This is a genomic window from Nonomuraea insulae (assembly GCF_042656245.1).
Genome location: NZ_JBHSPA010000027.1, coordinates 530,772 through 543,448, shown reverse-complemented (window position 1 = coordinate 543,448; position 12,677 = coordinate 530,772). Strand labels below are relative to the sequence as shown.

Sequence of the window (12,677 nt, the reverse complement as noted above, 5' to 3'; positions counted from 1 at the left end):
GGGGGCAGCAAGATGGGGGTTGATGGCAGGTTTGTGCCAATTTATTGCTGAATGCGGTCTTAGACCTCGGCGATGGCGGCGGAGACCGCGGGCCAGGCGCGGGAGAGCGGGTCGATGAGCTTGAAGTGGCCGACATCAGGCAGCTCGACCAGCCTGGCGGCGGGATTACGCGCGGCGTAGTCGCGGCTCATCTCGACGGGCACGACGCGGTCCTTGCTGCCGTGCACCAGCACCACCCGGCCGTCCTCGCGCCACGGAATGGTCATCGTGTCGACGTGGCGCAACAGCTCGGTACGGCCCCCGACCAGCTCGGTGCCCGCTCCCCCGCCCAGACCGTCGGCCACCGTCCTGCCCACGTCCGACAGGGCAGCCAGGGCCACGACGCCGCTGATCCGCCCGCCCGAGCAGCCGTGCCACAGCGCGAGGTGCCCGCCGGCCGAGTGGCCTGACAGGACGACGGGGCCGCGGGCGGGCACTTCGGCCAGGATCGTGGCGACGGCGGCGGTGATGTCGTCGAACGTGCCGGGATGACCGCCGCCCTCGTGCCCGATGCGGCGGTACTCGACCGAGCAGACGGTGTAGCCGTCGGCGGCCAGGGCGTCGGCCATGGGGCGGACGTGCAGCCGGTCGTACTCGGCCCGCCAGAACCCGCCGTGCACGAGGATGACGACCCCGCGCTCCCCTCCGTCGAGGAGGTCGATGACCTGCTCAGGATGGGGTCCGTAGCGGATGACGCGGTCCGGCGTTCTGACGTGGCGTGATAACAGCTCGTTGTACGGCATAGCGCGACCTTACGGATGCCGGCGGCCACCGCCCATGGCTGCCGATGGCAGGAAGGTGCCGGTGGCCGACATCAACAGGACCGCTCGATTTAGAAGAGTTCGAAGGCGTAGGGCGACTTGTGCCACCTGAACGCCGTCGCGGCCTCGGCGAGCGCGCCGTGCCGTACCTCCTTGACCAGGCCGATATCCACCAGCGCCGCCAGCGAGGTGCCTCCCATGTAGGCCGCCCCGACCGCGCGGATGTCGAGCCACAGCTCGGCGGGCTCCGAGGTGGGCGTGCAGGTGGCCGCGCCCGGCGAGCCGGTCAGCCGCCAGGTGCCCGAGTTCTCCGGCATGAAGTCGTCGGTGACCTCGATCACGACGTCGATCGGCGCCGCGTACCGTCTGGCGGCCAGCGCCTTCGGCACGTCGACGACGCGGATCCACAGCGCGTCGCACAGGTGCGCGTCGAGCTGGCGCGGCTCCCCGACCCAGTGGAACAGCGGCTCGTCGACGCCGACCGCCCAGGTCGAGGCCGAGCGGGTGAGGTCGACGGACAGCAGGAAACGCCACAGCGCGCGGTACGCCTCGGGGGTGGTCGAGACCTGCTCCACCACGACGACGTCGCCGATGGGGCCGTTGGCGGTCCAGTTGCCCCTGACCCGCCACAGGGCGTAGCCGTCGATGCCGTCGTCGCCCTCGTGGACCACGACGCGCAGCGCGGAGGCGCCCTGGCGGCTCATCATCGTGTCGGCCAGCCGGAAGTCCCAGTGCTGCTCGGTGCGCTCCGACCAGCCGGGGCGGTCGGCGTAGACCTGGTCGTACACCTTGACCAGCGCGTCGCGCAGGTCGGCGGCCGAACCCTCGACGATCCTGCCGGGCTCCTCGCCCTTGGGCACGGTGACCTCGCGGGCGTTGACGTTGAGCCCGAGCCTGCGCACCGACAGGCCGTAACCGAAGCGGCCGTAGATGCGGGCCTCGCTGGCCCAGCAGAGCGTGATGGGCTCGCCGAGCTCCCGCGCGTCCTCGAAGTGCTTGCGCATCAGGCGCGTGAGGATGCCCTGACGGCGCACGGTGGCCGACACCGCGCCCCGGCAACCGTGCGCCGCCGGCACGACCGCGCCGGGGACGGCGATCTGGCGGGTGTTCGCGCCGAGGGTGCCGACCACGCGGCCGCCGGCGCGCACGATCAGCGAGCGGGCCGGCTCGAAGAGCGGGCGCTCGGCCTCCAGGCTCTGCGGGTCTCCGTCGATGTTGATGCCCGCGGAGAACACCGCGTAAATGTCGTCCCAATCCTCAGGAGTTGGAACCTCGATCGTCACTTCGTCGTTCAGGGCAGCGTCAGCCATGACAAAAGCCTCCGGATTGTCGATGCCTTTCGTATAGTGACCTGACCGCGTCCCTTGACTCACCTCCTGAAATGCGCATTACCCGGCCCGAGAAGGCACTTTGGGAGATGCCCCGCGCGCCATGCCTACGGCATCTTGAAGGGATCTGTGTTCGGCAGCCGATCCTGTCGGCACGTATTCAGTCAACAGGAGAGCGGAGAGTCCCAATGGATGTGAAGTCGGCAGACGGCACCACCATTGCCTACGACCGGTCAGGTTCTGGCCCGGCGGTGGTCCTCGTTCAGGGAGGGTTCAGCGATCGCACGCACCCGATCTGGGCCGGGCTGGCGGCTGAACTGTCGGGGGAGTTCACGGTCTACAACTACGACCGCCGGGGGCGCGGCGGCAGTAGCGACAACGACTCGTACGAGGTGGAGCGCGAGATCGAGGATCTGGCCGCGGTGATCGAGGCGGCCGGCGGCTCGGCGGCGGTGTTCGGAGGGTCGTCGGGCGGGGCGCTCGCGCTGCGGGCGGCCGCGGCGGGACTGCCGATCACCAAACTCGCGGTGTACGAGCCGCCGTTCATCGTCGACGGCGCCAGGCCGCCGATCGCCGAGGACTTCCGCGAGCAGCTCGCCACGCTGGTGGCGGAGGGCAAGCGCGGCGAGGTCGTCGAGCGGTTCATGGTCGAGGCCGCCGAGGTGCCCGCCGAACTGGTCGGGCAGATGAAGGAGTCCCCCTACTGGGAGGGGATGACGTCGGTGGCGCACACGCTGGTGTACGAGGCCGCCGTGTGCGGCCCGGGCAACCGGCTGCCGGTCGAGGACCTGGAGAAGATCGAGACTCCGACGCTGGCCCTGGCCGGCGGCGAGAGCGGCCCCTGGATGCAGTCGGCGGGCAAGGCGGTGGCCCAGTCGGTCACGGGCGCCGAGTTCAACGTGCTGGAGGGCCACGGCCACGACATCGCCCCTGAGGCGCTGGCGCCGCCGCTGGCCGCCTATTTCCGCGGCTGATCCAGACGGGCAACGTAGAAGATGTGCTCCCACCTCCTCTCGGTCAAGGATGAATCATCAACGACCGAGAGGAGGTGGACGCATATGGAGATCACTTGGGACCTGGGTGAGGTCGAGGAGAGCGCCGAGGAGTTCGACGTCCTCATGACGAAGGCGTACTAGCCGGTGCGTTCCCGGCGGCCGGGACAACAGACCGGACGTCAACGGGGCGGCCGCCACCGCAGTAGGCCCCGGCGTCCGTACCACTCCCCGGAGGAGCTTCACATGTCACCTGTCCAGGCGGATCTGACGCCCGAGCTGCTTCCGCTGCTCGACGGCGTGCTGCATCTCGCCTGGGTGCGTGACGAAGCGGGGATCAGCGGTGGCGCGTGCGACGCGGACCCCGATCGTGCACGGGTCCGCGCCACGGGCGAGTACGCCCAGCACGTCAGCCACCTGTCGGCCCGCGACACCCTCCTGACCCGGGGAGATCCCGGCGGGCTCACCACCGTCGAACCCGCGGGAACACCGAGTTTCACACCCATGAGCTGGATGGTCGGATCGGGCGCGCGTGACGGTGATCCCGTGGCGGTGCCCGCTCAGACCGTCCTGCTGGGCTGGGATCCGCCGCCGCCGGAGAAGCGGTGGTGCGTGCAGACCTCCGTCGGCACGGCGGCGGGCGACGACGGCGCGCAGGCGGGTACGGCCGCGCTGCTCGAAGTCATCGAGCGGCATGTGCTGACGCGCGGCTGGCGCACCGGCGACATCCTCTTCGAGCGGCTCGACCACCTGCACGAGGCCGTGCTGCCGGCCGGGTTGCTCGACGCCCTGCGCGGCCACTCGGTGAAGCTGAGCACGGTACGCGTGGCCGGGATCGGTCTCGATGTCGTGCTCGCCCTGCTGTATCGGTCCGGGGGCGAGGCGCTGACCTGCGGGGCCGCGGCCAAACCCAGCACCGCGCACGCCGTCAGGCACGCCGCCTACGAGGCCGTCGCCACCAGGCTCGCGCTCAGCCGCACCCGGCCGTCTTCGGCGTTGCAGGGTCGTGAGCGGGCACGAGGGCTGGCCGTGGCCGCCGCCGGACCTGCGCATCTGGCCTTCGTCGAGGCCAGGACCATCGGCGAGGGAGACCTGCGCGACGGGCCCCCCGCGCTGCCGGAGCTCGCCGACCGGCTGTTCGGCCGGCAACCGGCCGAGGTGGCGCTGCCCGACGCGTTCGGCCATGTCGTGCGGCGCGTCGTCTGCCACCGCTCGGAGGTGTTCGACCCCCTCACCCCATCAGTCGACGGCCTGCCGTGCCCTGTGGCCTAGGAGCTTGAGATGCCCGCGTTCACCCATCTCCGCGACGATTCTCGCCCGTTCAACGAGCTGAGCTTCCCCGAGGTGGGCGTGCTCGACGCGGGCGAGTTACGAAGACGCTGGTCGGCCTGGTTCGACCTGGGCGACTCCGCTCCCGTGCCGCTGCGCTCGCTGCACGCCACGTACCTGGCCCGCATGCTGACCGGTGAGTCCGACCCGGTCGCGGCCCACTGGCTCAGCACGGTCTCGGTGACCAGCGCTCGCTACCAGGTGATCGTCCAGGCCAGGAGCCGTGAGCACCTGTGCGCGCACCCGGCGGACCTGCCGCCGGCGCTGCGCACGCCGCGCTGGGATGCCCTGGTCGAGCGGGTCTCGCGCTGGGCGGAGCTGCCGGAGCCCGAGCAGACGATCGTGGTGTCTTTGCTCACCCAGCTCGGATTCCCCCGGACCGTCATGGGGCTGGCCGGGACGCTGTCCATGAGCGCGTCGGACCACCACCTCGTGTACGAGATCGGCCGCGCCGCCTTCCAGCTCAACAGGAAGTCACCGGTGCCCCGCGAGATCTTCGGCCGGCTGGCCGAGCAGGCCGGCCGGCCGGCGCTACGCGTGTTGTCGGCGCTGCAACTGGTCTCCGCGCTGTCGCGTGGACGCGATCACGCGAACGCGGCCCACTGGCTCGGCGTGGCCGAGCGGGAGGTGGGCGAGCTAAGCCGGGAGCCCGGTTGGCTGGCGCACCTGGTGACCAGCCGCCATCACCGTGCCGCCGCCCTGCACGAGCTGTCGGGCGGCGACCGCGAGCCGGTGATCGCGCACATGCGCGCCGCGCTCGACCATGACGACGCGCTGGCCGCACTGATCGACGACGACCCCTTGAGCACCCACTACCAGCGTGAGAACCGTGGGCTGGTGCTGGAGGCCTACCTCAAGCTCGACACCTTCGCGGGCACGTCCTGCGCCCCCGCCGACGCCGTCGACCAGCTCCTGGTCCTCGACCCGGTGGACCCGGAGCCGCTGTACGCGATCGGCGCCTACCGCGCGAGCCGGGAGGACTGGCAGGGAGCGCGTGAGGTCTTCTGGCGGGCGGCCGGCTCAGGAACGTTACGGGGCGCCGAGGCTGCCCGCGCCGCCGTCGTCTGCTCGCGCAAGCTCGGCTTCGAGGGTGACGCTGAACTCGCCCATCAGCTCTGCCTGGAACTGGACCCCGCCGCGAAGGACGCCCCATGACCGCCCCCGCCGTCTTCTCCACCGCCCCCGACTTCCCCAAGTTGTGGGCCGCCACGTCGGTCTCGCTGCTGGGCAACGGGATCTCGTCGGCCGCGCTGCCGCTGCTGGCCGCCACGCTGTCCAGCGACCCGCTCGTGGTCTCCTCGGTGATCGTCGTGGGCCGGCTGCCGTGGCTGCTGTTCGCGCTGCCTGCGGGGGTGATGGCCGACAGGTGGGACCGCAAGCGCGCCATGTGGCTGGCCGACCTGGTGCGGGCCGTGCTGACGGCCGGGCTGGCCGTCGCGGTGGTCACGCAGGTCGTGAGCATCCCCGTACTCATGCTGGCCGGTTTCCTCGTGGCGATCGCGGACACGGTGTTCGACAGCGCCAACGCCGCGGTGCTCCCCAAGGTGGTCTCGGGCGACGCGGACCGTATCCAGCAGGCCAACTCGTGGCTGGTGGCCTCGCGTACCACGGTCGAGTCCTTCGTCGGCCCGCCGCTCGGCGGCCTGCTGTTCACCGCCTCCAGAGCGCTGCCGTTCGTGGGTGACGCGCTGTCCTTCCTGGTCAGCGCGTTGTTCCTGCGAGGCATGCGGGGCGACTATCACGTGAAGCGCGACACGCTCGGCGGAATCAGCGTGCGGCAGGGGATCAAAGAGGGTTTCTCCTGGTTGTGGCGCCAGCCGGTGTTGCGGGCCATCACCGGGATCTGCGGTCTCTTCAACCTCGGCTGCCTGGCGGCCAACGCGATCTTCGTCCTGTTCGCCCAGCAGGTGCTGGGGCTCGGCGCCTTCGGGTTCAGCCTCCTGCTGGCGGTCGGCGCCTTCGGCGCGTTGTTCGGGGCCTCGCAGGTCGGCAGGTTGAACCGCTGGTTCGGCGTCGCGGTCAGCCTGCGCCTGTCGCTGGCGGGCACCGGGCTCGCCTTCCTCGTCGTCGCCGTCGCGCCGAACGCGTGGGTCGCCGGCCTGGGCGAGATCATGGCCGGGCTGGCGGCCGCGATCTGGAACATCAACCAGATGTCCCTGCGTCAGGCGGGCACACCCAACCACCTGCTCGGCAGGATCACCGGCGTGCACCGCCTGGTGACCTACGGCGGGATGCCGGTGGGCGCGCTGTTCGGCGGCGTCCTGGCCTCGCTGCTGGGGCTGCGCGCCTCGTTCGTCGCCGCGAGCGTGATCCTCTTCGGGCTCGCGGTGCTGGCCACCTTCACGATCACCCGCTCACGGGTCGCCGTACTCGTCGAGGGCAACTAAAGGAGCGCACGATGTCGACCAACACCATGGAACGCCTTCTGGCCCATCCGCCCGAGACCGTGTGGGCGGCCATGTTCGCGCCCGAGGCGGCCGAGCACTGGCTGGGCACGGTGGCGAGCGTCCTGCCCGAGCGTGAGGGGGCGGCCTTCTGCTGGCTCTACGACCCCGGCGCGCGCCTGCCCTACGCCTATCCCGGCAGGATCGAGCAGCTGACGCGGCACCGCAGGCTCGAACTGCTGGCCTCGCTCTACTCCTGCGACGCCGAGGTGCGGATGACCTTCGAGCTGATCGATCAGGGCGACGGGCGCACCCGGCTCACCCTGCGCCAGGAGGGTTTCCCCGAGGAGGGACACGGCAGGTTCGAGCGCGACGGCTTCCTGCACCACTGGGACCACTTCCTGGAGTTGCTCGGCGACTACCTGGACGGGACGCCGCACAACTACCACACGATGCACGGAACCGAGCTCGGCGTGATCCCGGTCGGCGCGGTACGCGGCGAGGGCCTGCTGGTGCAGGGCGTGGCGATCGCCTCACCCGCCGACGGCGCGGGGGTGCGGGCCGGCGACGTGATCAGGGGCGCGAAGGACATGCCCTTCGACAGCCTGGACGACCTGGACGCCTGGGTGGAGGCCCACCGCCCCGGCGACACGGTGGAACTGCTGATCGGCGAGCGCGTCGTGCCCGTGACGTTGCGCGCCAAGGTGTATGCGCCTGCCTGACCGGGCGGCCCCCGGGCCACCCGGTCTGCCTGATCGGACGATCCCCTGGTTGCCCGCGCCGTTCCTCCGCTCGCAGGTGGACGGCGCCCTGCCGTCGTTCGCGCTCACCCCGCGGGGCCCCGTGGTCAGCACAGACGCCTGGTCGGGCCGCGACCTCGCGCTCTGGGACGGCCGCGGCTGGACCCGGCTCACCTCGGGACCGCTCTGGCACACCGCGCCGCGCTGGGCGGACGGCCTGCTCACCGCCGAGGTCTACGACGACCTGGCCGCCGAGCACGCCGTCACCCGCACCGTCTGGCCGGACGGCCACGAGCCCGCCGTTCGGGAAACGCACGTGTCCTTTCCGAACGGCCACGAGCCCGCCGCACGGGAAGGGCAGGTCCTCACCCATCCCGTGGTGGGCACGGTGAGTCTGCCGCCCAAGGCGGTCGTCGAGGACGTGGCCACGGCGCCGGACAGGATCGCGATCCTGCTGCGCCGCGGCCGGGCCCGCCGTGTCGTGTGCGCGGGCCGCGGCTGGACCCGCCACTGGGACGGCCCGGCCACCGCGCTCGGCCCCTGGTTGCCGGGTGAGGAGCTGACGCTGGTCGTCGAGTCATGGCCTGGCAGGTCGGCGCGGGCGTGGCAGGTTCACACCGGCGCCCTGCGTCCTCTTACCGAGGCCGGCGCGACGGTGGTGCACGAGGTGCGGCGCGACGGCGACCTGCTCGCGCTGACCTGGACCTCGGGCGACCAGCCGAGGCGGCTTCAGTTCGCCGAGATCGGCGGCCCTCCGGTGCCGCTGCGCGTCACCCCCGGCGAGCTGCCGCCCACGACGCACACCCTGGCGGGAGGCACGCTCCCCTGCGTGGTCCGCGACCCGCCCGGCATGCCACGGGGCACCGTGGTGCTGTTCCACGGCGGGCCGAACGGCGTCAATCTGGCCACCTGGTCGCCGCTGGCGGACTCGCTGGCGCTGGCGGGCTGGCGCGTGGTGCAGCCCAACCTGCGCGGCAGCAGGCTCATCGACCCCGAGGTGTTCGCTCCGCTGCCCGAGCGCTACGGCGCCGACGACGTGGACGACGCGCTGACCGTGCTGCGCGAGACCGCCGTGGGCCCCGTGGTGATCGGCGGGCACAGCTACGGCGGCTATCTGGCCTCCCGGGTCGCACTGGCGGCCCCCGAGGTGCGCGGCGCCTTCCTGCTCTGCTCGTTCCTGCGCTCGGCGGATCTGCACGAGGCCGAGCACGCCATGGTCAAAGCCTTCATGAGGACGGCGAGGTTCGCGCCCGATGACACGCTCGCGGAGGTTCCCCTCTTCGTGGCGCACGGTGACAGGGACCCCCGCATCCCCGTGGACGCCGTCCGCGCCCATCTCCCGCGTCTGCACCCGGACTCCGAGTGGGTGGAACTCGCGGGAGAGGGCCACGGAATGCTCACCGACCAGGCGGCCCGCCAGGTCTTCCCTCGCCTTTTTCGCTGGCTGGACCGCCTGGGGTGAGTCTCAGGGCCGCAGCGGCCCGTGCGGGTCGGCGGTGAGCTGCTCCAGCAGGCCGCCGAACTCCTCGATCATCGCGTCGACCGTCTGCTCGGTGTACAGGTTGGTGTTGAAGGCGAACGACCCCACGATGCCGCCTTCCGGGTCGATCTCCAGGTGCCACATGGCGCCGTCCGGCACGTCGCCGCCGTCCCACTGGGACAACCGCCTGCGGTGCAGCACCGAGTATTCGAGCGCGCCCGCGCTGCCGCGCTCCCCGCCGAGCGGCGACTTGAAGACCTGGAAGGCCACCGCGGCGCTGTCGTCGCGGCTCACCGAGGCCATCAGCTCCGGGGCCACGCCGAGGATCTGCCCGAACGGCAGGTCGTTCGCGTACGCCTCGACGCAGGTCTGACGGGTGAACCCGATGACGTCCCGGTAGGTACGGCAGTCCGTCAGGTCCATCCGCAACGGCAGGAAGTTGAAGAACGACCCGACGGTGTCGTGGAACCGGGCGGGGCCGCGACCCGAGGAGAAGCTGGGCACGACGACGTCGGCGGTGCCCTCGCGCCGGCCCACGTAGATCGCGTACGCGGCGAGCAGCACCATGAACGGCGAACTGCGCGTCTCCTTGACGATGCCCTTCACGGCCTTGGTCACCGCGGCGGGGAAGGTGAAGCGCCGCCAGGCCGTGGTCTTGGGCAGGCCCGCGGAGCGCAGGTGGTCGGTCGTGGTGCCGAGCATCTGCCCGCCGGCCAGCTTGTCCCGCCAGTAGGCCAGCGACCGCTCGCCGCCGCCGTCGTCCGTGCGCTCCCAGTCCACGTAGTCGCGGTACTGCGGCACCTCCGGCAGGGGCGGTGGCCGGTGACCGGTGCGCACGGCGTACCCGTGCGCCAGGTCCCGCATGATCAGCCGCATCGACCACTCGTCCACGGCGGTGTGGTGGGCGACCAGCCCGAGCACCGAGTCGTCGTCGCCGAAGCGGCCGAGCACCGCGCGGACCAGCGGCAGCTCCCTGATCGGGTACGCCTCCGCCTCGGCGTCGTTGAGCAGTTCCTCCGCTCGCCGGTCCCGGTCGTCACCCGGCAGCTCGCGCACGGTCAGCCGGACCCGGGACGGTGGATGCACGATCTGGTGGCCGTCGCCGCTCCGCACGATCTCGGTGCGCAGCGCCTCGTGCCGTGCCACCACCTCGTCCAGCGCCTCCTGCAGCACGCCGGTGTCGACGGGCCCGGACAGCCGCCAGCCGCACACGATGACGTAGCGGGGGCCGAAGGGACCCGCTACGTCGCCCTGGTCGAACGCGCGCAGGAACCCCTGGTTCCACGAGAGCGGAAGCAGCCCTGTGATGCTCACGGTTTGTCACTCCTCGCCAGAGTTCTGGGCTCGGGTGCGCGCCGTGGCGACTTCGCGGGCGTGCCGACGAAGGGCAGCGCGTTCCACAGGATGCGGGCGAGAAGAGCCGGCTTCATGAGCGCCTCGGGCCCGTCCACGAGCCCCGCGCCCCGCATGTAGGCGGCGGCCACGTCGGGGTCCTTGGTGGCCGCCTGCTGGACGAGGCCGAGGAAGGCCTGGGCCACGCGGACCTTGGCGCCGCGCTCGCCCTCCACGCCGGGGAAGCCCATGTCCACCGTGTGCGTCATCTCCCATGGCTGGTCGATGACGTTGCGCGCCAGGTCGTCGAAGTACTGGAACGGGTCGGGCAGCGCTCCGGTGTGCAGGTGCTGGCGGATGACCAGGGCGGCGAGCGCGGCCACGGTCATGCCCTGCGCGTAGACGGGGTTGAAGCAGCACAGCGCGTCACCCGTCACGAGCAGGCCGTCGGGGAAGCGCGTCATCTTCTCGTAGTGGCGCCGCAGCGTCGTCGGGAAGCGGAAGGCGACGGGCTCGTCCAGCGGCACCGCGTCCTGCACGGCCTCGTAGATGTCGGGCACGGCGAGTGACTTCAGCCAGGCGTACAGGCCCTCCTGGTCGGTGGGCGGGTGGTCGCCGAGGATGCCGTAGGTGGTCAGCTCGACGCGGTCGCCGTCGGTCTTGGTGAAGATGGCGCCGCGCGGCAGGTCCTTGTCGGCCACCGGGTTGATCGAGAGGTCGCCGTGGTAGGGGTCGGAGGTCAGCCGGTAGTGCTGCGTGACGTACCCCAGACCGATCTTCGTCCGCTCCTCCTCGATCCGCGGGTAGCCCTCGGCCTCCAGCCAGACCGGCGTGCGGGAGCCGCGTCCCGTGGCGTCGACCACCAGGTCGGCCGCGATGACGTGCGCTTCCCCCTCACCGTCGAGCGACTGCACCCTGGCGCCGGTGACCCGGCTCCTGTCCGGGGTGAACTCCAGGCCGAGGATGTCGTGACGCTCGGCGAAGACCACGCCGGGCAGGGCACTGGTCCGTTCCCTGATGTGGTGCTCCAGCTTGGGGCGGCTGGCCGCCACACACACCAGACCGGCGTGGTAGCGCTGGAGCGGCTTGCCGTGGAAATACCAGCGGACGTCACCGGCCAGGTCGCCGGTCGGCACGCCGTCCGCGAACAGGCCCTCGGTGATACCGGGATACAGCTCCTCCATGGCCTGCTGGCCGCGGGCCAGCAGCCCGTTGATGTGCCGGCTCTGCGGACATCCGCGCCGCGGGCCCTGCACACCGATCAATTCGTCGCGGTCGACGATGACCACCTCGTCGTAGGCGTCTGAAAGCACTCTTGCGGCAAAAAGCCCCGCGAGACTGCCGCCGAGCACCACCGCACGGGTCTTGGTCACATCACCCATCGGATCGCCTCCTGCGCTTAATCATTCACCACAGAGTCACATCGGAGCCGACGGGTAACATCTTCTGAATTGCGCACCGCGCGACAGCGCAATTCATCAGAAATTCCGGATGGGGCGCCGTGTGATTCTGGCCCCATGAACGAGTTTTCCGAGAATGCGTTTCTCATCACCGGCGGCGGCAGCGGCATGGGGCTGGCCACCGCACAGCGGCTCGTGGCCGAGGGCGCGCGCGTCGCGCTCGCGGGACGCAGCCCCGAGCGCCTCGACAAGGCGGTTCGCGAGCTCGACGCCGGCGACCAGGTGCTCGCCGTGCCCACCGACGTGTCGAAGCTGGACGAGCTCGGCGCGCTGGTGTCGGCGATCGAGCAGAAGTTCGGCCGGCTCGACGGCGTGTTCGCCAACGCGGGCGCGGCCGGCTTCTCCCGCAGCGGCGACGTCACCGAGCAGGCCTTCGACGACGTCATCGCCACCAACCTCAAGGGCGTCTACTTCACCATTCAGCAGGCCGTGCGGCTGATGAGCGACGGCGGGTCCGTCGTGGTCAACGGGTCCTGGCTGGCGCATCGCGGACTGGCCTTCACCTCGGTGTACGCGGCCAGCAAGGCCGGCGTGATCAACCTGATCCGCACGCTGGCGGCCGACCTGGCGCCCAGCGGTATCCGGGTCAACGCGATCAGCCCCGGCTACATCGTCACCGAGATGTTCGAGGCGATCTCCAGCACGCCTGAGGCGCAGGAGGCGTGCCGGGCGCAGGTGGCGCTCGGCCGGCTCGGCACCCCCGAGGACGTGGCGGACGCCGCGGCGTTCCTGCTGTCGCCCCGTTCGTCCTACATCACCGGGCAAGAGCTGCGGGTGGACGGCGGACTCACCACTTCCGTGCCGCTGTAAAGCGAGATAGTCGCGAAATTCG

General features: G+C 71.1%; 11 protein-coding genes. 7 read left to right on the top strand and 4 right to left on the bottom strand.

Features of this window, described 5'->3' with window-relative positions; translation table 11 throughout:
- Positions 1-59: 59 nt before the first annotated feature.
- Together ACFPZ3_RS24755 and ACFPZ3_RS24750 are read right to left on the bottom strand one after the other, a co-directional pair.
- Positions 60-782 (bottom strand): alpha/beta hydrolase, encoded by a 723-nt coding sequence (locus ACFPZ3_RS24755; RefSeq protein WP_379516595.1) that lies wholly within the window; start codon positions 780-782, stop codon positions 60-62.
- An 89-nt stretch (positions 783-871) separates the two neighbouring features.
- The gene (locus ACFPZ3_RS24750; protein WP_379516594.1) at positions 872-2,110 is read right to left on the bottom strand and encodes a GNAT family N-acetyltransferase; all 1,239 of its coding nucleotides are present in this window, start codon (positions 2,108-2,110) and stop codon (positions 872-874) included.
- Positions 2,111-2,316: 206 nt separating this feature from the next.
- On the opposite strand from ACFPZ3_RS24750, the gene ACFPZ3_RS24745 reads away from it, so the two are divergent.
- From ACFPZ3_RS24745 to ACFPZ3_RS24720, 6 genes are all read left to right on the top strand, one after another.
- Positions 2,317-3,102, top strand: coding sequence for an alpha/beta fold hydrolase (locus tag ACFPZ3_RS24745; protein WP_379516593.1), 786 nt, complete (start codon positions 2,317-2,319; stop codon positions 3,100-3,102).
- Positions 3,103-3,366: 264 nt separating this feature from the next.
- Positions 3,367-4,392, top strand: a complete 1,026-nt coding sequence (locus tag ACFPZ3_RS24740; protein ID WP_379516592.1) for a YcaO-like family protein — start codon at positions 3,367-3,369, stop codon at positions 4,390-4,392.
- A gap of 9 nt (positions 4,393-4,401) precedes the next feature.
- Positions 4,402-5,604 (top strand): hypothetical protein, encoded by a 1,203-nt coding sequence (locus tag ACFPZ3_RS24735; protein WP_379516591.1) that lies wholly within the window; start codon positions 4,402-4,404, stop codon positions 5,602-5,604.
- Positions 5,601-6,836: an MFS transporter gene (locus ACFPZ3_RS24730; protein ID WP_379516590.1), complete on the top strand. Its 1,236-nt coding sequence runs from the start codon at positions 5,601-5,603 to the stop codon at positions 6,834-6,836. The genes ACFPZ3_RS24735 and ACFPZ3_RS24730 overlap by 4 nt, the downstream gene beginning before the upstream one ends.
- Before the next feature lie 11 nt (positions 6,837-6,847).
- Positions 6,848-7,555 carry an SRPBCC domain-containing protein gene (locus ACFPZ3_RS24725; protein ID WP_379516589.1) on the top strand — a complete coding sequence of 236 codons (708 nt, stop codon included), beginning with the start codon at positions 6,848-6,850 and terminating at the stop codon, positions 7,553-7,555.
- A gap of 49 nt (positions 7,556-7,604) precedes the next feature.
- Complete coding sequence (locus ACFPZ3_RS24720; protein WP_379516588.1) at positions 7,605-9,035, top strand: alpha/beta hydrolase; 1,431 nt, start codon at positions 7,605-7,607, stop codon at positions 9,033-9,035.
- 3 nt (positions 9,036-9,038) lie between these two features.
- Here ACFPZ3_RS24720 and ACFPZ3_RS24715 read toward each other — a convergent pair whose 3' ends face one another.
- Positions 9,039-10,367 carry a condensation domain-containing protein gene (locus ACFPZ3_RS24715; RefSeq protein ID WP_379516587.1) on the bottom strand — a complete coding sequence of 443 codons (1,329 nt, stop codon included), beginning with the start codon at positions 10,365-10,367 and terminating at the stop codon, positions 9,039-9,041.
- Positions 10,364-11,767, bottom strand: coding sequence for an FAD-dependent oxidoreductase (locus tag ACFPZ3_RS24710; RefSeq protein ID WP_379516586.1), 1,404 nt, complete (start codon positions 11,765-11,767; stop codon positions 10,364-10,366). The genes ACFPZ3_RS24715 and ACFPZ3_RS24710 overlap by 4 nt, the downstream gene beginning before the upstream one ends.
- A gap of 135 nt (positions 11,768-11,902) precedes the next feature.
- Between ACFPZ3_RS24710 and ACFPZ3_RS24705 the strand changes: the two genes are divergently transcribed.
- Entirely contained in the window at positions 11,903-12,655 is a 753-nt protein-coding gene (locus ACFPZ3_RS24705) for an SDR family NAD(P)-dependent oxidoreductase (protein ID WP_379516585.1), read from the top strand.
- The last annotated feature ends 22 nt before the right edge of the window (positions 12,656-12,677 follow it).

What these genes read in the sequence shown, in the direction of transcription:
- ACFPZ3_RS24730 (WP_379516590.1), top strand. Translation starts at nt 5,601, where the DNA reads ATGACCGCCCCCGCCGTCTTCTCCACCGCCCCCGACTTCCCCAAGTTG.
- ACFPZ3_RS24735 (WP_379516591.1), top strand. Translation starts at nt 4,402, where the DNA reads ATGCCCGCGTTCACCCATCTCCGCGACGATTCTCGCCCGTTCAACGAG.
- ACFPZ3_RS24710 (WP_379516586.1), bottom strand. Translation starts at nt 11,767, where the DNA reads ATGGGTGATGTGACCAAGACCCGTGCGGTGGTGCTCGGCGGCAGTCTC.
- ACFPZ3_RS24750 (WP_379516594.1), bottom strand. Translation starts at nt 2,110, where the DNA reads ATGGCTGACGCTGCCCTGAACGACGAAGTGACGATCGAGGTTCCAACT.
- ACFPZ3_RS24745 (WP_379516593.1), top strand. Translation starts at nt 2,317, where the DNA reads ATGGATGTGAAGTCGGCAGACGGCACCACCATTGCCTACGACCGGTCA.
- ACFPZ3_RS24705 (WP_379516585.1), top strand. Translation starts at nt 11,903, where the DNA reads ATGAACGAGTTTTCCGAGAATGCGTTTCTCATCACCGGCGGCGGCAGC.
- ACFPZ3_RS24755 (WP_379516595.1), bottom strand. Translation starts at nt 782, where the DNA reads ATGCCGTACAACGAGCTGTTATCACGCCACGTCAGAACGCCGGACCGC.
- ACFPZ3_RS24725 (WP_379516589.1), top strand. Translation starts at nt 6,848, where the DNA reads ATGTCGACCAACACCATGGAACGCCTTCTGGCCCATCCGCCCGAGACC.
- ACFPZ3_RS24740 (WP_379516592.1), top strand. Translation starts at nt 3,367, where the DNA reads ATGTCACCTGTCCAGGCGGATCTGACGCCCGAGCTGCTTCCGCTGCTC.